The organism is Tumebacillus sp. BK434, assembly GCF_004340785.1.
Lineage (GTDB): Bacteria > Bacillota > Bacilli > Tumebacillales > Tumebacillaceae > Tumebacillus_A.
Genome location: NZ_SLXS01000002.1, coordinates 741910 through 767198, shown reverse-complemented (window position 1 = coordinate 767198; position 25289 = coordinate 741910). Strand labels below are relative to the sequence as shown.

The window sequence follows — 25289 nt, the reverse complement described above, 5'->3', positions numbered from 1 at the left end:
GGAACAAGCCCCCTTTTCTTTTACCATATTATTATCTATTTTAAAACATTTTCCCGAAATAAAAAATACCCCTCTAGTTGGAGGGGTATTCCGGGCGTTTCGGATAAGGTCTCGCTTCCAAGCGGTAGATCGGCATGCCCTGCGAGGAGAACTTCTCTTCGTACTCCGTCATCACGTTGCCTTCCATCCACGGGCTGTTGTGCAGGTCGAGCGTGATCGCCGACAGCTTCCAGTCGTCTTCGGCGAACTCGTTCAAGGAGAACTCGTACAGATCGCGGTTGTCCGTCTTAAAATGCACCGCACCGTCTGCGCGCAGCACCGTGCGGTACGACTGCAGGAAGTCGCGGTAGGTCAAGCGGCGCTTGGCGTGGCGCGACTTCGGCCACGGGTCGGAGAAGTTGAGGTAGATGCGGTTCACTTCCCCCGGTTCGAAAAATTCGACCAGGCGCGCCGCATCGGCCGGGGTCAGGAGCAGGTTCTTGCCGACCTCCAGCTCTTCCGCCTTTTTGCCGACTTTGCCGAGCAGTTCATGCTCCAGCTCGATGCCGACATAGTTGATGTCCGGATTCTGCGCCGCCAGCGTCGAGATGAAGCGGCCCCGTCCGGTGCCGATCTCAATATACAGCGGATTGTCGTTGCCAAACAGCTCCCGCCATTTGCCTTTATGGTTGCTCGCCATCTCGACAATCCGTCCTGCTTCTTTATGCATTTGGTATTGCTGGATGAGCTTGTCACGTCCCCGAATGCGCATGTTCTCGATCTCACCTTTGTCTCTTTTTCTGGTTTCTTCTGAATTATAGTGTGTAGGTCTAGTCTTCGCAAGGAAGAGTCTTCTATTCAGAAGAACTTTTGGCAATCCTAGGGCAGTGGAGGTGTGTTGCTGAGATGATGACAGGTTGGATCGGCTGGCCGCTGGAGCGGATTGTGATGCTGCTCTTGGGCCTGATGTTTTTCATGATCTTCATACAGGTGACGTTGTTCCACTATCGGCAAAATTTCCGGCACTGGTCGATGTGGATTCCGGTGCTCGCCACGCCGGTCGACGGACTGGCTTTGGTGACGCTGGCCTTTTACAATGCCGACTGGCTGCGCGTGGCGCTTGCGGTGCTGATGGGCGCCTCGCTCGTCGCCGGCGCATTCGGCTCCTACATGCACGTGCGCGGCGTCGGCGAGCGCGTCGGCGGCTATGAAGTGCGCAACTTTCTTGTCGGCCCGCCGGCCGCTTTGCCCGGGCTGATCACGATTGCCAGTCTGCTCGGACTGATTTTGCTCTATTGGTCGTAAGCGGAAGACATCAGGAGGCGGACAGATGGAACGCAGAACGCATTATCCGAACTATAACGTACTGAACGAACAGGAGCACTGGGACGACCATACGCGGGAGATCGTGCAAAAACGGCTGGAGGTCCCAGGGAATTTTCAAAAGCTGACCGGGGAGCAGGCCGAGATGATCCGCGCGATGGCCGCCCTGTTTGTCGATGACAGCCGCCGCGAACTGCTCGATGCGGTCGTCAAACACTTCGACAGTAAGCTGGGCAGCGACATCGGCGAGGCGCAGCGCAAAGCGGGCGTGCCTCCGTTTGCGCAGCTGGTCAAACAGGGCCTCGCCGCGCTGGACAAGCTGGCGCAGGCGGAACATGGCTGTGCGTTTGCCAAGCTGCGACCGGAGCAGCAGACGGCGCTGTTGGTCGGGCTGGAACATGCCACCTTGAGCTTGCCGGAAACGGACGGGATGCAGGTGCCGGGCCAGCCGTTTTTTCAAAAGATGCTGTCGGAGTCGGTCAGCGCTTATTACTCGCACCCGACCGTCTGGTCGGAGATCGGCTATGGCGGCCCGGCCTATCCGCGCGGGTATGTGCGCAGCGAGCTGGGGTTGACCGACCCGTGGGAGGCGAGAAAAGATGCGTAGCCACGACCCCATCCATCATAACGTCTGCCATTATGAAGGGCATCGCTTCGATGACCTCGACCACCGCAAATATCCGGACGAAGCGGATGTGGTCATCGTCGGCGCGGGCGCGGCCGGCGGTGTGCTGGCCTATGAGCTGAGCCGGGCCGGACTGCGCGTCGTGGTGATTGAAGCCGGGCCGTTCTGGAACCCGCAGTCCGACTTCGCCTCCGACGAACTGGCGATGGGGCATCTCGGCTGGCAGGACACGCGCATCGTCGACGGGCAGAACCCGCTTCGCATGGGGCACAACAACTCCGGGCGCGGGGTCGGCGGTGGCACGACGCATTTTACGGGCGTGTTTTTGCGGTTTCATGAAAGCGACTTTGAGACGATGACGCGGGATGGGGTCGGCGCGGACTGGCCGATCTCGTATCGCGATCTGGCGCCCTATTACGACTACATCGAGCGTTCGATCGGCGTGTCCGGGCCGAAGAAGTTTCCGTGGGGGCCGTTCAACGGGCCGTACCCGATGCCGGAGCGGGAGCCGTTGTCGGCCAATGCGGAGATGTTTCGGATCGGCTGTGCAGAGCTGGGGATGAAAAGCGTGGTCGCGCCGCTGGCGATCAACTCCGCGCCGTTCGACGGGCGTCCGCCCTGCATCAATCGGGGCTTCTGCAACCAAGGCTGCATGCCGAACGCCAAATACTCCGGCCTCGTGCATCACATCCCGAAAGCGATCGCCGCCGGGGCGGAGATCTTGACCGACTGCATGGTGACGCAGGTCGAGCTCGATGAGACGGGCAAAGCGCAGAGCATCATCTTCCAGCATGACGGCGTGGACTACCGCCAGCGCGGGAAAGTGATCATCCTCGCCTCCTTTGTGGTCGAGACACCCCGCCTGTTGCTCGCTTCGGCGACCAAAGGCCACCCGGACGGGCTGGCCAACTCCAGCGGCACGGTCGGACGCTTCATCATGCCGCACTCCTCGCACGACGTGTACGGGCGATTCGAGCAGGAGATCCGGCTGTACAAAGGCACGCCGGTGCTGGCGACGACGCAGGAACTGTACGAGACGCGGCTCGACCGGGGCTTTCGGCGCGGCTATACCTTGCATGCGCACGGTTCGCGCCCGGTGGCGATGAGCAAAGGGCTGGCGACGCAGGCGGGCATCTGGGGCAAACGGCTGCGCGAAACGATGATCGACTACAACCACTACGGCCGGGTGACGCTGGTCGGCGAGGTGTTGCCCCATCCTGACAATCGGGTCACCTTGACCGATGAGAAAGACGAGTACGGGCTGCCGCTGCCCAAGGTGACATTTTCCTACGGCGAGAATGACCGCAAGCTGATCGACCATGCGGTCTACATGATGCAAGAGATCATCAAAGCGGCCAACGGGACGCCGGAGTTCGTCGTCGAGGACACCGCCCACCTGATGGGCGGCTGCCGCATGGGGCGCGATCCGCAGACGTCTGTCACCAACGAGTGGTGCCAGACGCATGACATCCCCAACCTCTACATCTGCTCCGCCGCTTCCTTCGTCACCTCCGGCGGCGCCAACCCGACCAACACCGTCATGGCCCTCGCCGCCCGAACGGCCGCCTACATCCAAGAGCAGTTCCGCACGCGCGAGCATTAATTCTTGGCATTCAGGCCGCGATGCAGACAGGAAAAAGGCAGAGCTCCGCATGCGGAGCTCTGCCTTTTCTTTACCGGTTCAGCAAAATCGTTTCGCCAGCTTACTCAATCTTCGCCCACAGCTCCGGCGGATTCAGCGTGTACACCCCGTTCTCACGGTACATGTAATGGTTCATCACAAACTCCCGGCGAATCGTGCAATGATCCTCATGGAAACGATTGATGTACTCGTCAATTTCTTTTTCGGTGTAAGGATGCCCGATTTCCAGCCCTTGCAGCAGATGCTCAAACACAAACAATTTTTTCTTCCGCTGTGACGGGATGTTCTTCAGCTTCCCGTCCGCATCAAAGAAGTTTTGCACCACTTTCTCCCGTTCGCTGCTGCTCGTTCGCTTCACTTGTTCCACCCTCCTCATGATCGACTGCAACTTGGTCTGCAGTTCTTTCTCCAACAGTTCAAAATAGATCGTGTTCTTCTCCCGCACCCCTTTGACGACCATCGCGTTGCGCAACAGGTTCATATGATGCGTCACCGTCGCCGGGGTCAGCCCCAGCTTCTCGGCGATCTCCTGCCCGCTCAGCGATCCCGCCGCCAGCAGCATGACGATCTTCAGCCGGTTGGCATCGGCCAGCGCCTTGTGAAACTCCAGCATTTTGTCCAGCTGCATCTTCACACAACTCCTTCGATATACTTCTAATTAGATCATATTCAAATTGCGTAGCTCTTGTCAACAAAAAAAGCCCGGCTCCATCAGGAGCCGGACGGTTGCAATTCCGGGTTGTTGTTGTTTTCCGGACCCGCAGGTTCCGGATCTTTGTTCGAAGTGCGCAGCGGGATCTCCTTCAGGAAGAAGGTGATCAGCAGCGCCGCAAGCGAGATGACAAACCCGACGAGGAACACTTCGTCGAGGCCGGCGACCAGCGCCGTTTTCAGCGCGGTGATCAGCTGATCGAAGATCGGCTGGGCCTGTTCCGGCAGCGCGTGGCGGATCTGTGCCAACTGCGCCGGAGCGACCAGCAGCTGCGGGTTGGTCAAGTCTTTCGCATGCTCAGCCATCTGCGGAGCGGCAAGGAATTGCTTGACCTGATCCGGCAGAATTTTGCTGAGCTCATCTTGAATCCGGTGGTTCATCAAGGTGCCCATGATCGCGACGCCGACCGTACCGCCGATCTGACGGAACAGCTGCACCGCAGAAGACGTGACACCGATCAGGCTCTGTGACGTTGCGTTCTGCACCGCCAGCATCAGGATCGGCATCGAGAAGCCGAGGCCTGCGCCGACGACGATCATGTCGATCGAAGCCACCAGGTTGGTCGTTTCGGTGGACATGCGCGTGAGCAGGAACATCCCCAGTGCCAGCACCACGGAACCGATCAGCGCCATGAACTTGTATTTGCCCGTTCTGGACGTGATCTGCCCGGACAGCGCCGAACAAGCCACCATCGAGACCATCATCGGCATCGTGACGAGCCCGGAAGCGGTCGCCGACGTGCCGACTACGCCTTGCACAAACAACGGAATGTACATGATCGAGCCGAACATCGCCACACCGCTCAGGAAGCCGATCAGGTTGACGACGTTGAAGATGCCGTTCTTAAAGAGCGCGAGCGGCAACACCGGCTGCTCGGCGCGGCTTTCCGCCCAGATGAACAGCAGCAGGGAGACGAACGCGCCGAAAAACAGCCCGATGATCATCCCGGAGCCCCATTCGTACTTCGAGCCGCCCCACGAGAACGCCAGCAGCAGCGGCACGAGGAAGCCGGTGGCAAAAATAGCGCCGGCATAGTCGACGCGACCTTCCACCTTGCCCGCCTTCTTCGGGAACAGGCGCAGGATCAGCAGGAAGGCGATCACGCCGATCGGCAGGTTGACCCAGAACACCCATTTCCAGTCGGTGTTGTCGACAATCCAGCCGCCGAGGAACGGCCCGATGACAGCCGACATGCCGAACACGGCCCCCATCAGCCCTTGCCATTTCCCGCGTTCACGCGGCGGGAACAAGTCGCCGACCGCCGAGAATGCGGTCGACATGATAAAGCCGCCGCCAAAGCCCTGCAAACCGCGGTATAAGATCATTTGAATGATATCTTGAGAGGTGCCCGTCAAAAACGCGCCGAGCATAAACAGCCCGAGACCGACCAGGATGAACGGCTTGCGTCCGTACATGTCGGACAGCTTGCCGACCAGCAGGCCGGTAACGCTCGACGTCAGCATGTAGATCGTAAAGACCCACGAATAATATTCCATCCCGCCGAGCTCGGCGATGATGCGCGGCAACGCGGTGCCGACGATCGTCTGGTTGAGCGATGCGAACAGCATGCTCGCCATGATCGCGATCATGATCATGATCTTTGTCCTTCTATCGAGTTCCTCCATGATTCCCCTCCTCAAACTGCTCTGTGATTTTGGTCAACACCCGAATGAGATCAGCAGTGTCCTCTTCCGATAGGATGCCAAAATACTTCGTAAACAACCGCTTTCGAATCACTTTAGCCTGATCCAGCAGCTCGCGTCCCGGTTCGGTAATCGCCAGCATCACCACACGGCGGTCCTTTTCCGAACGCTCCCGAGTCAGATAGCCGCCTTTGTTCAGGCGGTCGGCCAACAGCGTGATCGCGCCGACCGTCACATAGAGCCGCTCTGCGAGATCGGATACTTTCAGCGGTCCGTTCCGATCGAGCGCTTCCAAGACCTGCACTTGCGGGCCGGACAGATCGCGGTTGAGTTCATGGCGATATTCGGCGCTCAGTTTGCGAAACAACCTGAGTAATTGTTCTTCGACAGTATTGCGCACGCAGTATCGCCTCCCCTTGGATTATGATATAGCCCGTAAATGTTTTAGTCAATCAAATATTTGAGTCCAGAAACAATGCAACCGCTTACATATCAACCATCCCTCACATCATCCCCCGCCCGCTGTGTTAAAATGTAGAGGAAGCTGTTTTCGAAAGGAGCTTTCTATGTTGGACAATCCGCAAAAGACCATCTATGAAATGATCGGCGGAGGCGAGACGATCCGTCGTCTGGTCGATGCTTTCTACAAACGGGTCGGCGAGCACCCCGGCCTGAAAGACATGTTCCCGGCCGACCTGACCGAGACGGCCGACAAGCAGTACCTGTTCCTGACCCAATTCTTCGGCGGCCCGCAGCTGTATTCCGACAAGTACGGCCACCCGATGCTCCGTGCCCGCCACATGCCGTTTGCCGTCACGCCCGAGCGGGCAAAATTCTGGCTCGGCTGCATGCGCGAAGCGATGGATGAGATCGGCCTTGAAGGCCCGGTCGCCGACTATATCTACGACCGCTTCATCCAGACCGCCCACCACATGGTGAACACTGCCGAATAACAAAAGGGAACTGATCATGACGATCAGTTCCCTTCTTCTTTTAAGCGGCCCGCTTTCTTGACCGCTTCCCGCAACAGGTATTCCACATGGCTGTTCACACTGCGAAACTCGTCGTTCGCCCAGCGTTCCAGCGCCTCATAGAGCTTGGGGTCGAGGCGCAGCGGGAACTGCTTTTTTTTGGTCATCGCGCCGGACCTAGTAGATAGACCCCGCGTTGACGATCGGCTGGGACGGTTTCTCGGAGACGATCGCCACCATCAGGTTGTTGATCATCGCCGCTTTGCGCTCTTCATCAAGATCGATGACCCCGTCCGCCTTCAGCTTGTCGATTGCCATCTGCACCATGCCGACCGCGCCTTCCACGATCTTCTCGCGCGCCGCGACGATCGCCGCCGCCTGTTGCCGCTGCAGCATCGCCCCGGCGATCTCCGGCGAATAGGCGAGATGGGTCAAACGCGCTTCCATCACTTCCACGCCGGCCACCGCCAGGCGTGCCTGCAGGTCGTTCTGCAGTTCCACCGCGATCTCATCGGTGTTGCCGCGAAGCGTCGTGCCGCCCGAGTCATAGTTGTCGTACGGATGCAGGGACGCGATGTGGCGCAACGCCGTCTCGCTCTGAATCTCCACGAACTCCATATAGTTATCCACTTCAAACAGCGCCTTGGCCGAATCGGTCACTTTAAACACGATGACCGCTGCGATCTCGATCGGGTTGCCGACCACATCGTTGACTTTCAGCTGCTTCGAGTTGAAGTTGCGCACTTTCAGCGACACGTTAGGCTTCGAGGTAAACGGGATCGTCCAGAAAAAGCCCGGTTCGCGCACCGACCCTTTGTAGTTCCCGAAAAACACCATCGCACGCGCCTGATTCGGCTGCACGATGAACAGACCGGTCCACACCACCAGCGCCGCAATCGCCGCCAGCACGCACACGATAAAACCGCCCGGCGTCGCGCTGATCAGCCCGATGCCGCTCACGACGAACAGCAGCACCATGATCAACAGCCCCAAAAAGCCGTTCCATGCCATCGTCTTCTTCTCTTGCATGAAGAGGTACCCCCTTTGAATTGTCTAAACTTTATATACATATGATATCACTTTGATGCCAACCCTGTCTAGCCATCCCAACAAAAAACACACCTCCGTCGCCGGAAGTGTGCTTTCGATGTAGGTTATTTATTCTTGTTCTTGCGCTTTTTCACCAGGTTGATGCCCAACTCAATCAGGCAGGCCACTGGGAACATCCACAAGAGCCAAATGTACAGGATGCCGTAAATTTCGCCAAACGTATCCGGCTTTTCAGCGGCAGCCAGGTAGCTGACCAAAAAGAAGACAACAGCCAAGCCCAGCCAACTGGCAATAAAACGTTTTACCACAAGGACAACCCCTTCCTCTATGCTTGCGTCAAACCTGCGAGCTGTTCGCGCACCCCGCTCAATTGTACCACATCGACCTGCGCCGAAAGCGCTTCAAACAGACCGGCAAAATATTCTTCCACCTGTGCCCCGATCTCCGCCTGCAGCTTGCCGACCAAAGCGTTCAGCTCCTTGCCGTACTCCGTTTTGAAACGGTCGCCTGCGCCGTCCAGATAAGCTTGCACCGGCGCCTGCATCGCTTTTTCCAAAGCGTCCTGCATCGCCTGGCGCCCGTTCTTTTCAAAGAAGTCCTTGGCGCTCTTGAACAACCCCAGCTCCTTGCCATAATCGGCCGGGTTGTACTGCGACAAGGTATCGCCAAATTCCAGCGTGTCGAACGCGCGCGCCTCGTACGCTTCGAACAGCGTCTTCGCGCCCGCCTCGACCACACCGGCGCGCAGTCGTTCATGGATGCGCTTGCCGTTTTGGTTGAGGAACTTTTCGACGCGCAGCGCTGTCGCCCGCATCTCCTGCCCAAGATCGAAGCCGATGAAGCGCGCCAGTTCGTCGAGCGAGCTGCGCAGCGCCGCTTTCAGATCGCGCCCGTCGTCTTGCAGCACAGCCGGGTTGAACGACTCTTTGAACAGGTTGCCGAAGCGGAAGAACAGCCGCTGGCGGACATAATAGACCAGCTCGTCGACTTCCTTCAGCAGCGCCGTCTGCTCAGAAGACGCATCGAGCGCCTGGATCGCCGCCTGCGCTTGCGCCTTCGCCGTCTCGGCGGCCTGCAGCTTCTCGCTTCGCACCGACTCGTCTTCGGTCGCCGAAGCGATCAGCTCTTCCAGCGCGCTGAGCGCGCGCTTGATCTCCGCTTCCGCCGAGCCGACGGCGATCTGCGTGAGCTCGGAGATCGTGAAGGACAGGAAGTCTTTTTCAAACGCGGTGATCCCGGACAGCTGCAGCGCCGCTGCGGCCGCCATCAGCTCGCCGTCGCCGGACGCGGTGCGCTGGCGATACACTTTTTCCGCCGAGCCTTTCAGCTCGCCTTTTTCGTGCAGGCGGGCCAAGAGGGCGGTCTGCGAGGAGACCGGATAGATGCGCGGCATGGAGATCCCGCAGGAGACGAGGTTCTTGCGAACGTGCTGCACGACGCCGTGCAGCTCTTCCTCGTCTTTCGCCAAGTCGGAGGCGTTGACGACGAAAAACATCTTGTCCATCTCAAAGGTGTCTTTCACGCGGCCGAGTTGGATCAGGAACTCGCGGTCCGCGTTGGAGAACGCATGGTTGTAATAGGTGACGAACAGCACCGCATCGGCATTCTTGATGTAGTTAAACGCCACGCCGGTATGGCGCGCGTTGATCGAGTCCGCTCCCGGCGTGTCGACCAGCGTGATGCCTTGACGGGTCAGCGGGCAGTCGTAGTAGAGCTCGATCCACTCGACGAAGCACGCTTTCTCCTCCTTGGCGACAAACGACTTGAACTCCTTGAGATCGACGATCACTTCGTTGCCGAGATGCTCTTCGATCGGCGCGAGGCCTTTCGCCACCGCCTTCAGGAACGAAAAATGCGGCTTGGCGTTCGGCTGCACCTGCGTCGGATCGAGCGAAGCGATCACGTCGAGCGAGCCGTGCAGATCGGGTGCGGACAGCCCAAACACAGCCAGCGACTGCTGCACGTCGGCGGTGATGTCTGCTGCCGACTTGATCTTCACGCGCACTGCGCCGTGCGGATAGCTCTCGGTCGGCGGCAGGATCTTGTTGATCGCTGCCGTCGTCGGATTCGGTGACACGGGCAAGACCATCTCGCCCATCAAGGCGTTGGCAAACGAGGATTTGCCCGCCGAAAACGCGCCGAACAGCGCGACGGTAAACAGGTTTTTCTCCAGGCGCTCCGCCCGCTGATTCATCCCGGCGGCGATGCCTTTAAAGCCGGTGATCTGCTGTACAGCATCTGCGGCGCTGCGCAGTCGGATCGCCGTAGCGCCCAATTTTGATCTGAAGTCTTCCATTTCCTTACGCTTCCTTCCCTGACAAAATGCCGATCAAGGCCTGCATGTCGCCTTGCTCCGCCTGTTCCAGCTCGTCGATTTCTTTTTGCGCCGCCAAGATCTGCTGCCCTTTGGCGATCACGTCGCGATGCACCGCGCCGTCCGCTTCCAAGCGGGAGTTGGCGAGCGCGACGCCCATCTCGATGAAGCGCTGCGCTTCGAGGCGGTACAGCGTCTTGATCTCCGCCGCGATGTCTTTCGCGTACTGGTACATGTATTCTTCGGAGGACAAGCCGCCTTCTTTGACTGCGTTCGCGAGCAGCTCCGGTTGGAATGCAACCTGAAACTCGTTGGTCACCGCATTGTTGTACGCTTCGTCGTGCAGGTTGTACTGCTCGACTTCCTTGATCAAGATCCCGCGAATGTGCCAGTCGATGTTCGTCTGCACCTGCTCTTTGAGATCGGCGTACAGCGCCTGCAGACGTTGCTCGATCTCGTCCTGCGTCTTCTTGGCCGTGCCGAAGAGGAAGCCGACTTTGAAGCCCGGACGGCGGGAGGCGATGTACGCGCCCGCTTTCTCGGTGGTCTGGAACGGCGTGATCTTGGCGTTGTCGAGCAAGGTGCCGATCGCCTTTTTCATGTCGTCTTCGAGGTTGGCCGGCGCGGTGCGCCATGCTTCGTACTCCAATTCCAGCACCGACGCCTCAGCGATGATCTGCTCATAGTCGCCGAAGCTCTCCAAGAACTCGCGCAGTTCACCCTTGCGTTCGGCGTGATTGGCAGCCTGCACTTTGGCGTGTTCTTCGATCAGGTAAAGGCCGGATGCGACCACGCTGTTCGTGAGCAGGTCGCCTTTATCCGCAAACAGCTCGCGGAGCTTGTCCTGCAGCTGATCGAACATGTTCTCGTCATGGTCTTCTTCCATCAGCGAGGTGAAGAACAGCCCGTCCGGCTCGATGCCCCAGGTGGCAAAGCCTTCGATGACGCTGTCCCGGTACTCATCAAAATCAAGCTCGAAGTCCATGTGCTTGTCGATCTGGTTGACGACGAGATAGACCGGCTTGCCGCGGTCTTTCAGCGTCTTGGTGAACGAAAAGTTCAGTTCGGACTGGACGTGGTTGTAGTCCATGACATAAAAAATCACATCGGCCAGATGCAGCGCCGACTCGGTAGATACTTTATGCGCATCGTCGGTCGAGTCGATCCCCGGCGTGTCCATCACCGAGACGTGCTCGCCGAGCAGTTCGCTCGGGTGGGTGATCTCGATCTTCACCACTTTGTTGCCGTCGGCCGCGTAGTTCTTGATCTGCTCCAGCTCTGTGTCGAGGTCGAATTCGATCGCGTCGCCATCGGTGAGGTAGGCGAGCGCTTTCTTTTCCGCCCCGCCTTTGATCTCGACGATGTTCGCCGAGGTCGGAATCGGCGAGGACGGCAAGATGTCCGCGCCGAGCAGTTTATTGATCATGCTCGATTTCCCGGCGGAAAAGTGCCCGCAGAAGGCGATCGCAAACGCGCCCTGCTCCCATTTCTCCGACAGCTCGGCCATTTTCGCCGCGTTTTTCGCATCGCCTGTCGCCGCCATCCGCTCGCGGAGGACCGCCAAAGCGCGCGGCATCTCTTCCTGCTGCGCTTGTGCCTGTACTTGTTCTATTTGATCGATCGTCAATGTCGTCATTCACTATCTCCCGTTCTCTATCAGGAATCAACGCTATAAATTCTATCATTCCTGATACAAGAAAAAAAGCGACCCTTTTTGGAAAAGGCCGCTTTTCGTTAAGCTGAACTTAAAAAACTAGCAAACTTGGATTTCCGGAGCGATACCTTCGTCTTTAGCCGGAGCCAGGGAACACTTGATGGTCGCGCCGATGGTGCCGATGGTGTCCGGTTCAATTGCGCCGCCGATGCTGGTTACAGTCAGGTCGAGTTCGAACAGATCTTTTTTCATTGATAGTCCCTCCGTTTACTTTCTAGTAATTTAACTTCTTGTCTTTATAGTATCACTTTTCTGATATTAAACAAGTCCCAATCATCATATAGGCATTGTTACCTATACCGATTTTGCATTTATAATTACCTAGCGAATCAAAAACGCAGTGTCCCAATCGGTGCTCGTTTCCCCGAGCGTGCCGAGCAGCACCAGCGCAATGCCGGCCGCGCCGTTCAAGAGTCCTGCTTCCTCGCCGTAGCCAAACACAGAGTCCGGAGCGTACTTGTCCAGCACCCACTCCCGCAACCGGTCGGCCTGTGCCGCCAGATCCCCGGCGCCGCTGTCGGCAGCCATCGCGGCGGTCAAATGCAGCAGCCCGGCCCGCCCGTGGCAAAAATTCGGCTTGGGCGCATCCCACAGCGCTTCCGGACGGCGGAACGTCTCGCGATACGACTCCACCGCCAGTTCCTGCCACGCGCTTCTCCCCACCGCCCGACCGGCCAGCCACAGCGTGCGCGCCACGCCGGGAGCGCCGTAGCACCAGCCTTCGCGGTAATGCGGTTTCAGCACGCGTCCGGCGTGGAGATCTTCCCATGTGACATGCGTCGGCCAAAAGCTGCCCGTCTCATCGGTCTGCCGCCATGCGATCAGCCAGTCGGCGATGCGGTCGATCGCCTCGCGCTGGCCGGGCACTTCGATCCCCGCCTCCAGCGCCAGCGCCAGCAAGCCGAGCACGCCGGGGATGCCGTGCGACAGGCCGAGATTCAAGTGCCCTTGCGGCGACAGATGCCGTTCTGCCGGCGTCGCCAATTGATCAAAGCGAATGTACCAGCCCGGCACTTCGACTCCCTCGACCTCGACCGGCTTCGTCAGTGCGACCAGATAGTCCAGCACGCCCAGTAGCGCCGCTTTCATCTCCGGCCGCTCCGCCGACAAGAGCAGATAGCGGCCGACGCCGCTCATCCCGAGCACCAGTTCAAAATCGGCCGCCTGCACGCTGTGCCCAAGGCGCCCGCGCTGCTCCTGAAGTTGTGCATCCAGCGAGCGCAGCAACAAGCCATGCAGCTGATCCGTAAACTGCACATACCGCGTTCCGCCGCGCGACAAGCTCCTCACGGCCATCGCCACCCCGGCCGCGCCTAGCCACAGCGACAGCGATGGCAGTTGGCGCTCTGCCATCTCTTTTTGCATCGCCTGCAGCAGCTCATGCCCCAACTCATCCCATCCTGCCTCCGGTTCCAAGCGATCCAGCTCGCCGAGCAGCGGACAGATGCCCGCCCAGCCGTTGGCGAAGTCATAGCCGATCCAGAACGGCCGCGACCGGATCGCTTCGAACCGCTGCAGGTCAGAGGCGCGACGTCCGATGTCGCGCACGATGTTCAGTATCTTCTCCCGCATCATCCAGCCTCCTTAGGAAACAGAAAGGCACCAGCGGCCGCAGCCTATGGTGCCTCATCGGTTAGCAAACTTGTGCTTCCGGACCTACTTCGTCTTTCGCCGGAGCCCAGGAGCAGTTGACAGATGCCGGCCACGGGTACGCGGTGGTGTTGGTGCCCTCCGGTGCTACGATGCTGTCTACCGTCAGATCCAGATCAAACAAATCCTTCTTCGCCATTAATAGTAACCTCCTTAATTTTCGAATAATTCAACTACCTCACCTTTATATTATCTGAATTCTATAATTTTACAAGACCTATTTTTTGAACCGTCTTTCATTCCTAGGGTCTCTCCGTTATGTTATGATGGAACATGTACTCTGAAAACGGGAGTGAGACAGGCATGGCTGATGTTGAGATGAAAGACTTGGAACTGAAAGACTTGAGCGTAGAAGAAGAAGCGCAAGCAACGCGCAAGCTTCAATTAGAAGATAAGATCCTCCGATATTTCCAAAACAAAGAGATCGAAAAAGAGCGCAAAGAAGAAAACAAGCTCCTGTTCGAAGAGATCGAGCAGTTTTTCGAAGACTCGGAAGAAGATGACATGGTGCTGCCGCTGCCAAACGGCGAGTTCGCAGTGCTTTCCAAAAAAGCGTATGTCAAAGACAACTTTGACAAAGACGCGCTGGCCCAAGAGCTTTTGATCGCCAAAGACGAGCTGAAAACGCCGTTTGACTATTCGATCCTCACCGCGCAAGGCAAGCTGACTCCGGACATGATCTCCAAGCATACCTTGACCGAAACGATCGTCAGAGTCCGCCTCGCCAAGCGCAAGACCAAGCCGCGCAAGAAAAAAGAAACGCTGTAGGGGCAGGAGATTGGCCCCGTAAATGGAAATCCTCCCCTTAACGAATCACAAAGGGGAGGATTTTTTGCATACGCTCAGCAAACAGGAGGTTCAGCGCCTGGCTTTGCACAAGCAAGGCTTGTACCACACACCCACCGCTTCCACGCCGGAAGCAGCGCTGCAGATTTTCGAACAGTTGGGCTGTGTGCAGCTCGACACGCTCAACGTCGTCACCCGCAGCCAGCATCTGATCTTCTGGTCGCGGATGGCGGAGTTTCAGATCTCATGGTTCCAACAGTTCTATGAGCAAAAGCAGCTGTTCGAGCACTACCTGCACGCGCTGTCCGTACTGCCGATGCAGGAGCATGCCTACATGCAACCGTTCCTGCGCCGCTTCCGGGAGACCCGCGTCGAGCGCACGCCGCTGCACGACCAACTGCTCGCAGCGATCGAGCAGCACGGCACGATGACCGGGCAGCAGGCGGCCGGCTTGTTGGAGCTGCCGAAAACGCAAAAAGCCACCTGGGAGCTCAGCCCGGTGCGCCGGGCCCTCGACCAGCTGTGGCGCGGCGGCGAGATCGGCGTGCTGCGCGACGCCAAGTTCCACAAAGTCTATTGCCGTATAGAGGAGCAAGTGCCGGAGGACCTGCTGCACCAGCACATCACCAGTGCCGACACCGTGCGCCGTTATGTGCAGTTGGCCGTCTCCGCGATGGGAGCCGCCACCGAGCGGGACATCGCCGACTACTTCCGCTTCAAGCGCGAGACGGTGCGCCCCTATCTGAGCGAGTTCCTGCAAGTGGCCGTCGAAGGAGACAGCGAACCCTACTACATGCGCCACGAAGATGCCGCGCTGCTCCCCTTCGCCGAAGCGCCGACGCACAGCACCTTCCTCTCCCCCTTCGACAACCTGATCTGGCACCGCCCTCGCCTCGAAAAAATCTTCGACACCTACTTCCGCCTCGAAAGCTACGTTCCCGAGGCCCAGCGCCAATTCGGCTATTTCGCGCTCCCGATCCTGATCCGAGGCGCGATCATCGGCACGATCGACCTGAAGGCCGACCGCAAGAAGAAAACGCTCCACATCAACAAACTCGTGCTCTTCGACCCGTCCCAAGAACGAGAGCACCAGCCAACCATCGACAGCATCCTGCACCGGCTGACCCAGTTCCTCAATCTCACTCACTAGATCCTAATATCTTTTCCTCCACCAGCCTCCCGACCACCCAGCCCCCATCAAAAAGAGCCGTGCGCCTCACCCTCGCGCCCGGCTCTCCCTCTATCTTCGAAACCCAAATGCCATCACATGCTCATTCAACTGGATCGCCTTGCGGTACAACTCGACCGCCCGCCCATCCTTCCGCTCATAAAGCGCATCGGCCAGCTCGACGGCCAGCTCGTACGCTTCTCCGACCACGGAGTGCTGCTCATAGATCGCCAGCACCTCACCGACCTGTTCCGCGTATGGCTCAAAATTCCCGGCGTCCCGCTCGACCCAGCTGCGGATCTGCAAGGCACGGGCGCGTTCCATATAGAACGTCCCGCCCGAGCGCTCCACGATCTCCATCACTTTCGTCAGATGGCGGAGACACTTCGCCACATCCTGCAGCGTCAGTGCGATCTCCGCCAAGTTCAGATACGGGTCGCACAGACACTGCTCCTGATTCAACAGCTCATACACCTGCAGGGCCCGCTGAAAATGCGCATTCGCCTGCCCATACTCCCCGGCCGCCTTGTACAGGCATCCCAGGTTGTTGTTGATCGTCGCCACATCGAACAGCAGCTGATTGTCCTGCGCCTCTTTCAGCGTGCTGAGAAACAGCGCCTTCGCCTTCTCCGCCTGCCCCATCTTCCGCAAGATCGTCGCTTTGTAATACGTGCAGCGAATCCGCGTCAGATGCATCGACAGCTCCTGTGACAACTGTTCCGCCTTCTCCATATACCGAAGCGCGGTGCGATAGTTCTGCATATAAAAATGGCAGTCCGCCAATTCATAATAAGTCCGCAGATGCGATTCATTCTTGCCGTCGACGTGTTCAAACTCCTCATCTGCCCGGCAGTAGCAGTCATGCGCCATCATCATGTTGCCGCTCAGCCGGTGCGCTTTGCCAAGCTCGATCAGCAGCTCGACCCGCTGCTTCTGCTCCTCGCAGCCGTTCGTCTCCGCCAGCACTTCGGTGATCATCTCGACCACCTGCGCACAGCCGTTCAAGCGGTTCAGCAGCCGGCATTCACCCAATACCGCCTCGATCAGGATCTGGCGATACCCATGCTCCCTTGCTGTCCCAATCACCTGTCGAAAATACCCGAACGCCCGCTCATCATGCCCGGCCAGCGTCGCCGCCTTGGCCAGCTCCAGCGTTTCGGTCAGCTCATCATGCAGCGAGTCGGCCGACTCCAACTGCTCCATCGTCACCCCGAGCCGCTCCGCCAAGATCTTCAACAAAGAGGGCTTGAGATGCGTCTTCCCGTTTTCCACCTTGCTCAGCTGCGAAATGCTGCACAGCCCTTCCGCCGCTTCATCCTGCGTAAATCCGCGCAAGAGCCGGTAGCGGCGCAAGTTTTCCCCGATAATACGGTTTCTGGCTTCCCCATCAAGCGCCAGCACCCTCTTCACCTCAATTCCGTAAATCGCACATACCACTATTATAACGAAACTAGGATAGATAAAAAGGTCTAACGTGTAGTACAATCAAGTCACAATCACAGTTAACTTCTGTATCAATGAGCGTGCCATCGAAACTTACCTCACCGTCCAGCAGGCCTTGACGCGGCTGACCGGAAAATAAAAGAGCCATCCCTCATGGGATGGCTCTTCTCTGTTCTAGATCGGCAGCGATTTCTGCTCCGTCTCCACTTCCTGATCGAAATCGATCTCGTAGAACCCGGCTTCCATCACGCTCTCCGGACGGCGTTCGGTCGACTGAATGATCGAACGGCCCAAGGCCGGCACCAGCTTCAGCGAATACACCACTTCGAACAGGTCATAGATCGACTGCTTGTTGTGGTCTGACAGACAGATCATCTGCACCTTGTTCGCCTGGGCCAGCTTGAAGATCACCTGCAGCAAGTGCGGCGACGAAACGACGCCAAACGGGTTGTCGGCCAGCAGCACCTTGGAGGCGTTCTCGATCCCCGACATCTTCGCCCGCAAGTAGGACAGCACGGCGATAAACATCGCGAAACAGCCGGTGTACTGTTCACCGCCCGACCACTTCATGATCTCCGACCAGTGGTCATAACGGACTTTCTCGCCCGGCACCTGCTGCGGCTTGAACACTTTGATCCGCGCTTCGCCGATCGGGGCGGTGACGTTGAGCAGATGCTTCGAAGACAGCTTGATCCCGAGCCACTTCTCAATGTCGTCCTCATCTTCGCCTTTCGCCACTTTCGCCTGCAGCTCTTCGGTCAGCGCATGCAGGTACGAGCTCATCAAGCGCAGCCCTTCCGGCTCCTCCCACTTCTCTTTGAGCTGGATGTCGATCGCCTGCACCTTTTTGCCGCGGTAGTCGATCTTCGTGTACTGCGCGATGCTTTTCAGGTTGTCATAGACCCGGTCGGCATGCTGCAGGCAGCGGTGCACCAGCTCTTCCTTCGCCTCTTCCAGCTCCTGACGCTCCAGATGCGCTTTTTCGATGTAGAGGTTCATCATCTCAAAGCACTTCTCGAACACCGGGCGCACCTGCTCGATGTCGTTCATGTCGCCTTCCGACTTCGAGTCGATGACCGAGCGGATGAACTTCTGCACGATCTTCGACTCATACTTGTCGATCGAGCGTTCAAAGCGATAGAACTCGTCGTCCAGATCGCGGCGGCGCTCCTCCGTCTGCTTCGCGGTCTTCTGCAGTGTCTTGTCGAGCTCCGTGACCACGGCGGTCGGCTCATGCGTCAGTTTTTTCGCGCGCTCCTCCGACAGCTCCAGCGGTTCGCATTCGATCGAGTAGGCAGACAGCAGCGTCTCCGCCTTTTGGAGCAAAGTTTTCACTTCCGCCAACGACTTCTTCGTCTCCTCCAGCGCGCTTTCGTTCGCCTTGCGCTGCGTCCAGAGGTCGCTGAGCAGCAGCTTCAGGCGCTCTTTTTCTGCGCCGAGATCGACGTCGTCACCGTATTGGTAAGCCGGGCGGTCGTAGTCCTTTTTGACCTTCTTCTCTTCCGTCTCGATCATGCCTTCGAGCTTCTTCTGCTCAGCCTGCAGCGCGGCGCGGTCTTGTTCGGCCTGCTTCTGCTCTTTCTGCGCCTCTTTCAGGCGGCTTTCCCAATAGGTCAGCTCCGATGCCGGCGGCGCGCTTTGGAAGGCGGCGAGCTCCGCTGCGGTCACCTGCTGCTCTTCGATGTAGGCCTGGTTCTGGCGGATCGACTCCTCGTGGTTCTGGATCAGGCGCACCAGCTCCTCGCGCCCGACCGACTTTTGAGCGAGCAGATCTTCCAGCGAGTCGAGCTTGCCCTGCACCTTGTCATACGTCAAGCCCGCTTCTGCCGGCAGCGCTTCGACTTCGGCCGAGCCGAGGTACTTCTCGCGCTCCTTCTGCATAGCTGCCGTGTCGTTCTCCAGCGTAAACAGCGCGGGCATCAGCCGGTCTTCGTTCTCGCGGGCTTCCTGGCGCTTCTTCACCACGTCACGCTGCTCCGCCTTGAACGCGGCCTCCTTGTCCTTCTGCCCGCTCTTCTCAGCTTCCTTGTCCTTGCGTTCAGCGGCGAGTCCGGCGAACGGGTCGAGCAGGCGCAACTTGTCGCGCAACTGCTCCAGCTGTTCCCCCTGCTCTTTGATGCGCTTCTTCGCTTCCGCAACTTTGGCGCGTAGCTCCGCGTTTGCCTGCGTTTGCCCGTCGATCCTTTCCTCCTGATTGGCCGCTTTCAGCACCATGGAGTCCCGCTTGGTCTGCCAGCCGTTCAGCGGATCTTTGCCGTACGTCTCGAAAAAGCGGCTCAGGTCGTCGCCGACCTGCTCGATGTGGCGGCGCGACTTTTCCACGACGTCCATCTTGCCGATCAAGTCCAGCTCTTCCGCTTCCAACGCGGCGCGGCGCTTGTTCAGCGAATCGGCCGACAGGAACGGCGAATACCCGCCGTGCAGCGAAATGAATCCGCCCGCCCCGAGTTGCAGCACTTGCCCTTCTGTCACCGTCGCCGTCTCCGTCACCGAGGAGAGGGCGAACAGCGGCACCAGACTTTCCACGCGCACGCCTTCCCAGTCGAGGCGCGGGTCGTGCAGCTTGTTGATCTCCCCGTCGCCGAGCAGGAGCGCGTAAGGCAGCATCGGGTTGGCCCGCACATACGACTCGCGCAGCGCCTCCTCCTGCTCCTGCAGCCACTGCGATCCGAGCACCGCTTTGATGCCCCAGTCGCCGAGCACCTGCTGGAAATAGAGCAGGTCTTGGCTCGGGATGTAATGGTCGCTCTGCAAGAGCTCGATCTTCTCTTCCACCGCGCCTTTTTTCGCAGCCAGCTTGGCGTATTCGCGCGCGTAGCCTTCGCGTTTTTGCGTCAGGGCGTGTTCCAAGTCGGCCTTCGACCCGTGCAGGTCGGCGCGGGCCAGATCGAGCAGTTCCAAGCGGCCGAGTACCTGACGCTTGCGCTCTTCATACTCGGCGATCTTCGCTTCCGTCTTCTCCTGATCGCGCTTGGCGGCGCGCAGCTCATCCTTCGCCGCTTCGATCGCCGCCTGCCCCGCTTCGATCCCTGCCTCCGACGATTCGATCTCCGCTTCCAGCTCGCGGACAAGGTTCGTCCACTCGATCTCCTTCCAGCGCAGATCGTCGCGGTGCGTGACCGGCTCTTCGGCGATCTCCTCGCCGAGCGACTCGATGACGGCTTGCTTCTGCTTCTCATACTGCTTGAACCAGACTTCGATCTCACCACTGCTCTTGGACAGCTCGTTCAAAGCGTCGGCCAGCTTCACCAGCTGTTCATCCGCCTCCCGCTCGACGTCTTTCCACTTCTGGCTCTCTTCCTGCTTGGCGAGCAGTTCCGCCTGCAACGACTCGACGCGAGCTTGCCACAAGGTCAAAAATTGCCCGCGATACGTCGACAGTTCGGAGAGCAGATCTTCATTTTGCATATCCAGCCCGGACAGCGTCTCCTGATCGCGGGCCAACCGCTTCTCGAACTCCTTGATCTGCAGGAACTTCGGCACCGCGCGGTGCAGACGCACCTGCTGCTCCGCCTCCGTCTGCGCCCCTTCGAGCTCGTCCAGACGCTGCGTGAACTCCTGCACGGCGAGCTCCGCCTTGCGGAACTGCTCCTGAAGCGCATTCACGTCGAGCGACGCCTGCTTGAACTCCTCTTCGCGGATCTGCTCCTTCAGGCCGGTCACGACCAACTCCAGCGCTTCCGCCTCTTCCGTCCGTTCGCCGGCCATCTCTTCCAGACGTCCGCGGACGGCGGTGAGCTGCCCTTCCAGTTCGCGCTTCAGCTTGCCAGACTCCGAATAGCGCTCGACCTTGTCCAGCACGGTGCGCCCTGCCTCTTCGATCACGCGGAACTCTTCGAGGTTCTTCTCGATCTGCGGGATGCGCAAGAGCTTGTCCTTGTAGCGCAAAAAGGAGTTAGCCAGATCCTGCGCCTCGTCCTCGTCTTGGAACAGCGCCTGATCGACCGTCGGGATCAGCAGGTTCTCCAGCAGCGACTGCTCCGTCTTCGAGCGGGCGAAGAATCCGTCCATCCCGCCTTCCGATCCGTTGGTGGTGCGGATCGCCAGCCACTCTTTTTCATAGATGTTGTACTGCGCGAGCTGGTTGATGTACTTGCGGCGGTCATGCTGCGAAAACGTCTGCAGCCTGCGCCCGCCGCCCGTGCCTTCCTTGCGCAGCAGGTTGTAGAAGTCCCCGTAGGAGATCACCCGTCCCTCGTTCACCAGCGGCATCTTCACGATCCCGAATTCATCGGCGATCTTATACTGATGGGTGTAGGTAAAGAACTTCAGTTCGCCCTCCTCATCGGAAGACTTGGTAAAACAGAACCCGGTCAGCAAAAACTCGCGCTCCGCAAAGCTGTCCAGCTTCCACTCGACCAAAATGTGCCCGGTGTAGCGCTCATGGGCCAGGAGGTCGACCATCCGCCGCGATCCGTACATCGCGCCGGGCAGCGCCGCTTGGGTGACGAGCTGCAGCCAGAGCGTCTTCCCGCCGCCGTTGGCGAGGTTGAACAGCGTGTTTTTGCCGTGCAGCTTAAACAGCTCGTCGGCGTACTGTTTGCCGCCTTTGTCATATTGGATGTTGACCAGTCGAATCCGATTGATGCTAGGCATAGAAGATCTCCTTTTGCGAAATCAGCGACAAGAGGTCGTTTTTCCGCTTCTGATGCGAGTAGTACTTGCGCACCATGTGGTCGAGCTTGTCGGTCGGATGCAGCTCCGAGTCCATCGCCACTTTCGCCAAGCCTTCCTCTTCGAGGAACGACCACACTTTCAGCAGGTACGAGACCCGCGAGTTGCGCCCCATCCGCTGATTGGTCAACGTCTCGTCAAACGCCGGCATGTTCTGCCAGTACTCGGCGACCTGCTGGAAGTTGAACTCGTACTCCTGCGACAGGTAGGTGCCGTATTCGCCCGTCCCGACCATGTGCAGCTTCTCCGTCACGTACGCTTCCAGCTCTTCGATCGGCACGTACTGGCGGACTTTGGTGTTCAGGTCGTCCGAGTTGTAGAACATGGCCAGCGTCGCCAGGATGATGAAATACGCCACGTACAGCTTCAAGCCCATCGCCACGCTGTCGGAGCGCAAGCCGAGCTTCACGCGCAGCTCTTCGTTGGTGTAACCGAACACTTTATTGTCAATCGCCGGCGTGACATACAGCTTGTCCCCGACGCCAAGAATCTTGATGCCCGCTTCTTTCTCGATCATCTGCGCGACGATCTCCTGCGCCGCAGGGTCTTCCTTATAGGCAAACACGAGGTCGCGGTCCTTCTCGTCCGTCTCGCCCTTTTCCAGCAGCAGCACAAACAGCTTGATCGCCCGCTCTACGCTCTCTTTGCTATACATACAACCCCTCCTTGTAAAAACGGAAATTGGACACCGTCCACTCCTCTTCTGCCAGGCGCAGCCCCTCGTCTTCCGCCGACACGAGCACCGTGCCGAGCAGTTCGTAATCGGGCTCTTCATTCAGCAGTTGAATCAGCAGATACGGCACGTTCGTCTCGTCTCCGTCCAGAATTTTCGCTTTCGTCTCCGCATCGAGCCGGAAGTTGATCGGACTCATCTGGTGCAGCTGCACCAAAAACGGATAAAAATCGCGCGAGTTGACCACATCATACAGCCGGTCCGCAGCCAATTCACGCATAATGTCCTGCAGGGACAGGGACTGCTCCTGCAGCAGCGGCTCGAAGATCATCTTCAGGTAGCCTTTGTACCGCTCGTCCCGGATCGCTTTCAGTTTGGCTTTCGGGTCGTCGGCCGTGACGGAAGCCTCCTCCTGAATGTCCGGCTCTTTCTCTTTGACCTCATCGACCGGCTTCGGCACCGGCTGAGGAGCAAACGCCTTGTGAATGTTGAAGCGCTTTTTCACGTTCAGCGACAGCATCGGCTCGATCAGCCGCTTCACATTTTCCAGCGATGTGCCCGCGCGCAGGACAGGATCGAGAAACTCGCGCTCAAAGTTGACTTTCGAACGGAAGCCCTGCACGATCCCTTCCTCCAGCGCTTCCAAGACCAGCCCCTGCAGATCGAGCTTGTCGGTGAGCAGCTTGTTGTGCAGGTTCATCACCTGGTTCAATCGCTGCGAGATCTCGACCAGTTGGTTCAGCGTGCGCTCATCGCCGTCCGTGCCGCGCTGCTCGTAGTTGGAACGCGTGTCGCGCAGCAGGTTGTTCAGGTCGTCGAACATCTGCTTTTCCTTCTGAAACTGTTCGCGGATCGCCGAGAGCATCGCCTCGTAGGCGGGCAGGGAGAACTGCGACACGTCGCGCTTGATCGCCATCTTCATCCGCTCCAGCTCTTCGCGCAGCTGGCGCACATCGAGCCCCAGCGAGGAGACGGTGCGGATCGCGTCTTCGAAGACGCCTTTCTCGATCTGTTGACGCAGCAAAATCTGCGAGATCGTGATCCGCAGTTCTTTGTACATCTCGCGCGTTTTAAACAGCAGGTCGAGCCCGGCGTCCGACAGCTTGAAGCGGATCTGTCCGCTCGCCACGTGGTAAGTGCCGTTTTCGATCAGGTGAAACACATGCTTGTCCTCTTGTCCCGCCTCCAGGTTGCGGTACGTAAATTCAAACGGGCGTCCGTCGTTGCGCAGGTTGGCGAGCAGGTAGGTGGCCAAGTCGCGGCTTTCCTCTTCGGTCAGTTGCTTGCCGTACGATTCTGCGATCACCCCGCGCAAGAAGCGCGCCACGTCGTGATGGTCCGATTCCAGCCGGCCGATCAGCATGTGCTCGAGGATGAGCAGCATCACGCCGACGCCTAAAGCCAGCAGGTCATATTCCTGATATTTGCGCAGTTCGCGCAGCCGAAACAGCGGATAGAACTCCGCCACGTTTCTCATCCGGTCATGAAAATTCTGCAAAGCACCGTGCAAAAGGAGTCCCTCCTTATCTATCACTCTACCGATTCTACTCCATTTCGACAAAAAAAACTGCCCTTTTTGGGCAGTTTGGTGAGATGTGAACTTTTTACAGGACCTCGATTTTTGCAACCAGCGCCAGCAGGACTTGCACCAGCACCTGGATGTTCGCCGCGACGTCGGTGTCGGTGGTGACGACTTCGACATTGCGGGAGTTTTCGATGACCGTACGCTGTTTGTTAACCTGCTTCACTTGCACTTTTTGCAGAAGTTCTTGCGTGATCGCCTCTGCTCTATTGCCGTCCGCGATCGTCAGGCTCAGCACGACGGCGATTGCCAGTTGCAGTGCAACTTGCAGGTTGACAGCAGCTTTCGTGTCGGTCGTTCTCACATCAACACCGAAGGAATCGCGGATGATGATGACCTCATCCGACTTTTGCAGAGTTCTCGAAATTTGTGCTGCTTCTTGTACGATTTCCTCTTCTCTGCACAGCGGGTGTCTCGAATTCGAATCAAGCGCAGACCAATTCGCCAATTTAAACTGCCTCCTTCCGATAGGGTTCCTTTCGTCTCACAACGGGCTTGCCGTTTGCTTACATCATATGGGGGCGCGTCTCATTTGGTATGGACAAAAGCACATGGCAGTCGCACATTTTTTCATGGAAACGCCCCTGTCGAAACAGGGGCAGCTACCAGTACGCCTTCTTACAGCACATCGATCTTCGCAACCAGAGCGAGCAGAACTTGCACCAGTACTTGGATGTTGACAGAAGCGTCCGTATCGGTGGTGGTGACTCGTACGCACTTGGAGTTGTCGACCAGCAGCTTTTGACGGTTCTCCTGACGTACTTGGACGCGCTGCAGCAGGTCCTGTGCAATGACTTCCGCACGGTTGCTGTCCGCGATGGAGATCGACAGAACGAGCGCGATCGCCAGTTGCAGCGCTGCTTGCAGGTTGACAGAAGCTTGCGTGTCGGTCGATCTGACGAAAACATCGCAGGAATCCTTGATGAAGATAGATTCGCCGGAGAATTGATCGGTCTCAGAAAGTTGGTCTGCTTCTTGCTCTACGACATCGTCGTTGAAGAACGCGCGATCACGATCACGGTCGCGTTCGCGTTCGCGTCCGCGGCCGCCGGTGTGCTCCATTTCGGTGTCAAGGGCGGACCAGCGTGGTTCTGCGTTTTCGCTCATGACGATTCCCTCCTCGGCCGAGAAGCTGGCTGCGGGCACATCTTCCCAGCGTTTTTTTGCTTTTTTCGGGAAAGCGGTAACCCCGGAACGTTTGCGTGCATTCGGTTTCAATGTGAACCCTCCTTTTTGCTATACACTATGTAAGGAAGGTCAAATGCGTATGGACATCCAACCTGATTCACTCGCCCAAATTTAAAGCCGTGATGGCGGACCATCACGGCTTGGGAGGAAGC

At 58.3% G+C, this 25289-nt stretch carries 24 protein-coding genes; 6 read left to right on the top strand and 18 right to left on the bottom strand.

The window, feature by feature from the left end; all coding sequences use genetic code 11:
* Positions 1 to 73: 73 nt before the first annotated feature.
* A complete protein-coding gene (gene trmB, locus EV586_RS07720; RefSeq protein ID WP_481937758.1) occupies positions 74 to 745 on the bottom strand; it encodes a tRNA (guanosine(46)-N7)-methyltransferase TrmB in 672 nt (223 codons plus the stop codon).
* Between the two features lie 140 nt (positions 746 to 885).
* Here trmB and EV586_RS07715 point away from each other — a divergent pair, with 140 nt between their 5' ends.
* Genes EV586_RS07715 through EV586_RS07705 form a run of 3 tightly spaced genes read left to right on the top strand, consistent with a single transcriptional unit; the run spans position 886 to position 3530 of the window.
* Positions 886 to 1284: a hypothetical protein gene (locus EV586_RS07715; protein WP_243652965.1), complete on the top strand. Its 399-nt coding sequence runs from the start codon at positions 886 to 888 to the stop codon at positions 1282 to 1284.
* A gap of 25 nt (positions 1285 to 1309) precedes the next feature.
* Positions 1310 to 1909 (top strand): gluconate 2-dehydrogenase subunit 3 family protein, encoded by a 600-nt coding sequence (locus EV586_RS07710; RefSeq protein WP_132944484.1) that lies wholly within the window; start codon positions 1310 to 1312, stop codon positions 1907 to 1909.
* Positions 1902 to 3530: a GMC family oxidoreductase gene (locus EV586_RS07705; RefSeq protein WP_132944483.1), complete on the top strand. Its 1629-nt coding sequence runs from the start codon at positions 1902 to 1904 to the stop codon at positions 3528 to 3530. Before EV586_RS07710 ends, EV586_RS07705 begins: the two co-directional genes overlap by 8 nt.
* 100 nt (positions 3531 to 3630) lie before the next feature.
* Here EV586_RS07705 and EV586_RS07700 read toward each other — a convergent pair whose 3' ends face one another.
* The 3 genes from EV586_RS07700 to EV586_RS07690 all read right to left on the bottom strand — a co-directional run bounded on the left by EV586_RS07700 (position 3631) and on the right by EV586_RS07690 (position 6324).
* Positions 3631 to 4197, bottom strand: a complete 567-nt coding sequence (locus EV586_RS07700) for a DUF2087 domain-containing protein (RefSeq protein WP_132944482.1) — start codon at positions 4195 to 4197, stop codon at positions 3631 to 3633.
* An 83-nt stretch (positions 4198 to 4280) separates the two neighbouring features.
* Positions 4281 to 5906, bottom strand: coding sequence for an MDR family MFS transporter (locus EV586_RS07695; protein ID WP_132944481.1), 1626 nt, complete (start codon positions 5904 to 5906; stop codon positions 4281 to 4283).
* The gene (locus EV586_RS07690) at positions 5890 to 6324 is read right to left on the bottom strand and encodes a MarR family winged helix-turn-helix transcriptional regulator (protein ID WP_132944480.1); all 435 of its coding nucleotides are present in this window, start codon (positions 6322 to 6324) and stop codon (positions 5890 to 5892) included. The genes EV586_RS07695 and EV586_RS07690 overlap by 17 nt, the downstream gene beginning before the upstream one ends.
* A 199-nt stretch (positions 6325 to 6523) precedes the next feature.
* Between EV586_RS07690 and EV586_RS07685 the strand changes: the two genes are divergently transcribed.
* Positions 6524 to 6877 carry a globin domain-containing protein gene (locus tag EV586_RS07685; protein ID WP_243652980.1) on the top strand — a complete coding sequence of 118 codons (354 nt, stop codon included), beginning with the start codon at positions 6524 to 6526 and terminating at the stop codon, positions 6875 to 6877.
* A gap of 23 nt (positions 6878 to 6900) precedes the next feature.
* Here EV586_RS07685 and EV586_RS07680 read toward each other — a convergent pair whose 3' ends face one another.
* The 8 genes from EV586_RS07680 to EV586_RS21070 form a co-directional block, all read right to left on the bottom strand.
* Positions 6901 to 7062: a type II toxin-antitoxin system antitoxin gene (locus EV586_RS07680; protein ID WP_132944478.1), complete on the bottom strand. Its 162-nt coding sequence runs from the start codon at positions 7060 to 7062 to the stop codon at positions 6901 to 6903.
* A 10-nt stretch (positions 7063 to 7072) separates the two neighbouring features.
* Positions 7073 to 7924, bottom strand: coding sequence for an SPFH domain-containing protein (locus tag EV586_RS07675; protein ID WP_132944477.1), 852 nt, complete (start codon positions 7922 to 7924; stop codon positions 7073 to 7075).
* Between the two features lie 125 nt (positions 7925 to 8049).
* Entirely contained in the window at positions 8050 to 8253 is a 204-nt protein-coding gene (locus EV586_RS07670; protein ID WP_132944476.1) for a hypothetical protein, read from the bottom strand.
* Positions 8254 to 8270: 17 nt separating this feature from the next.
* On the bottom strand, positions 8271 to 10241 hold the full coding sequence (locus tag EV586_RS07665; protein WP_132944475.1) for a dynamin family protein: 1971 nt from the start codon (positions 10239 to 10241) through the stop codon (positions 8271 to 8273).
* Positions 10242 to 10245: 4 nt separating this feature from the next.
* Complete coding sequence (locus tag EV586_RS07660; protein WP_132944474.1) at positions 10246 to 11895, bottom strand: dynamin family protein; 1650 nt, start codon at positions 11893 to 11895, stop codon at positions 10246 to 10248.
* 117 nt (positions 11896 to 12012) lie between these two features.
* Complete coding sequence (locus EV586_RS21075) at positions 12013 to 12165, bottom strand: hypothetical protein (RefSeq protein WP_165898415.1); 153 nt, start codon at positions 12163 to 12165, stop codon at positions 12013 to 12015.
* A gap of 129 nt (positions 12166 to 12294) precedes the next feature.
* Positions 12295 to 13545, bottom strand: a complete 1251-nt coding sequence (locus tag EV586_RS07655; RefSeq protein ID WP_165898413.1) for a lanthionine synthetase C family protein — start codon at positions 13543 to 13545, stop codon at positions 12295 to 12297.
* Positions 13546 to 13606: 61 nt separating this feature from the next.
* Entirely contained in the window at positions 13607 to 13762 is a 156-nt protein-coding gene (locus tag EV586_RS21070; protein WP_165898411.1) for a hypothetical protein, read from the bottom strand.
* Between the two features lie 164 nt (positions 13763 to 13926).
* On the opposite strand from EV586_RS21070, the gene EV586_RS07650 reads away from it, so the two are divergent.
* Both EV586_RS07650 and EV586_RS07645 read left to right on the top strand, forming a co-directional pair.
* Positions 13927 to 14391: a hypothetical protein gene (locus EV586_RS07650; RefSeq protein ID WP_132944472.1), complete on the top strand. Its 465-nt coding sequence runs from the start codon at positions 13927 to 13929 to the stop codon at positions 14389 to 14391.
* A gap of 64 nt (positions 14392 to 14455) precedes the next feature.
* Positions 14456 to 15559, top strand: coding sequence for a DNA glycosylase AlkZ-like family protein (locus tag EV586_RS07645; protein WP_165898409.1), 1104 nt, complete (start codon positions 14456 to 14458; stop codon positions 15557 to 15559).
* Positions 15560 to 15649: 90 nt separating this feature from the next.
* Here the strand turns inward: EV586_RS07645 and EV586_RS07640 are convergent, their stop codons facing one another.
* From EV586_RS07640 to EV586_RS07615, 6 genes are all read right to left on the bottom strand, one after another.
* Positions 15650 to 16978 carry a helix-turn-helix transcriptional regulator gene (locus EV586_RS07640; RefSeq protein WP_165898407.1) on the bottom strand — a complete coding sequence of 443 codons (1329 nt, stop codon included), beginning with the start codon at positions 16976 to 16978 and terminating at the stop codon, positions 15650 to 15652.
* Between the two features lie 216 nt (positions 16979 to 17194).
* The gene (locus tag EV586_RS07635) at positions 17195 to 21616 is read right to left on the bottom strand and encodes a coiled-coil domain-containing protein (protein WP_132944469.1); all 4422 of its coding nucleotides are present in this window, start codon (positions 21614 to 21616) and stop codon (positions 17195 to 17197) included.
* Positions 21609 to 22349, bottom strand: a complete 741-nt coding sequence (locus tag EV586_RS07630; protein WP_132944468.1) for a DUF6063 family protein — start codon at positions 22347 to 22349, stop codon at positions 21609 to 21611. Before EV586_RS07630 ends, EV586_RS07635 begins: the two co-directional genes overlap by 8 nt.
* A complete protein-coding gene (locus tag EV586_RS07625) occupies positions 22342 to 23877 on the bottom strand; it encodes a hypothetical protein (RefSeq protein ID WP_132944467.1) in 1536 nt (511 codons plus the stop codon). The genes EV586_RS07630 and EV586_RS07625 overlap by 8 nt, the downstream gene beginning before the upstream one ends.
* A gap of 94 nt (positions 23878 to 23971) precedes the next feature.
* On the bottom strand, positions 23972 to 24397 hold the full coding sequence (locus EV586_RS07620) for a spore coat protein (RefSeq protein WP_243652964.1): 426 nt from the start codon (positions 24395 to 24397) through the stop codon (positions 23972 to 23974).
* A gap of 170 nt (positions 24398 to 24567) precedes the next feature.
* Positions 24568 to 25167 carry a spore coat protein gene (locus EV586_RS07615; protein WP_243652963.1) on the bottom strand — a complete coding sequence of 200 codons (600 nt, stop codon included), beginning with the start codon at positions 25165 to 25167 and terminating at the stop codon, positions 24568 to 24570.
* Between the last annotated feature and the right edge of the window lie 122 nt (positions 25168 to 25289).

Excerpts from the sequence above, each read along its gene's own strand:
- EV586_RS07715 (WP_243652965.1), top strand. The coding sequence starts at position 886 with ATGATGACAGGTTGGATCGGCTGGCCGCTGGAGCGGATTGTGATGCTG.
- EV586_RS07710 (WP_132944484.1), top strand. The coding sequence starts at position 1,310 with ATGGAACGCAGAACGCATTATCCGAACTATAACGTACTGAACGAACAG.
- EV586_RS07705 (WP_132944483.1), top strand. The coding sequence starts at position 1,902 with ATGCGTAGCCACGACCCCATCCATCATAACGTCTGCCATTATGAAGGG.
- EV586_RS07700 (WP_132944482.1), bottom strand. The coding sequence starts at position 4,197 with ATGCAGCTGGACAAAATGCTGGAGTTTCACAAGGCGCTGGCCGATGCC.
- EV586_RS07695 (WP_132944481.1), bottom strand. The coding sequence starts at position 5,906 with ATGGAGGAACTCGATAGAAGGACAAAGATCATGATCATGATCGCGATC.
- EV586_RS07685 (WP_243652980.1), top strand. The coding sequence starts at position 6,524 with ATGATCGGCGGAGGCGAGACGATCCGTCGTCTGGTCGATGCTTTCTAC.
- EV586_RS07680 (WP_132944478.1), bottom strand. The coding sequence starts at position 7,062 with ATGACCAAAAAAAAGCAGTTCCCGCTGCGCCTCGACCCCAAGCTCTAT.
- EV586_RS07675 (WP_132944477.1), bottom strand. The coding sequence starts at position 7,924 with ATGCAAGAGAAGAAGACGATGGCATGGAACGGCTTTTTGGGGCTGTTG.
- EV586_RS07665 (WP_132944475.1), bottom strand. The coding sequence starts at position 10,241 with ATGGAAGACTTCAGATCAAAATTGGGCGCTACGGCGATCCGACTGCGC.
- EV586_RS07660 (WP_132944474.1), bottom strand. The coding sequence starts at position 11,895 with ATGACGACATTGACGATCGATCAAATAGAACAAGTACAGGCACAAGCG.
- EV586_RS21075 (WP_165898415.1), bottom strand. The coding sequence starts at position 12,165 with ATGAAAAAAGATCTGTTCGAACTCGACCTGACTGTAACCAGCATCGGC.
- EV586_RS07655 (WP_165898413.1), bottom strand. The coding sequence starts at position 13,545 with ATGCGGGAGAAGATACTGAACATCGTGCGCGACATCGGACGTCGCGCC.
- EV586_RS21070 (WP_165898411.1), bottom strand. The coding sequence starts at position 13,762 with ATGGCGAAGAAGGATTTGTTTGATCTGGATCTGACGGTAGACAGCATC.
- EV586_RS07650 (WP_132944472.1), top strand. The coding sequence starts at position 13,927 with ATGGCTGATGTTGAGATGAAAGACTTGGAACTGAAAGACTTGAGCGTA.
- EV586_RS07635 (WP_132944469.1), bottom strand. The coding sequence starts at position 21,616 with ATGCCTAGCATCAATCGGATTCGACTGGTCAACATCCAATATGACAAA.
- EV586_RS07630 (WP_132944468.1), bottom strand. The coding sequence starts at position 22,349 with ATGTATAGCAAAGAGAGCGTAGAGCGGGCGATCAAGCTGTTTGTGCTG.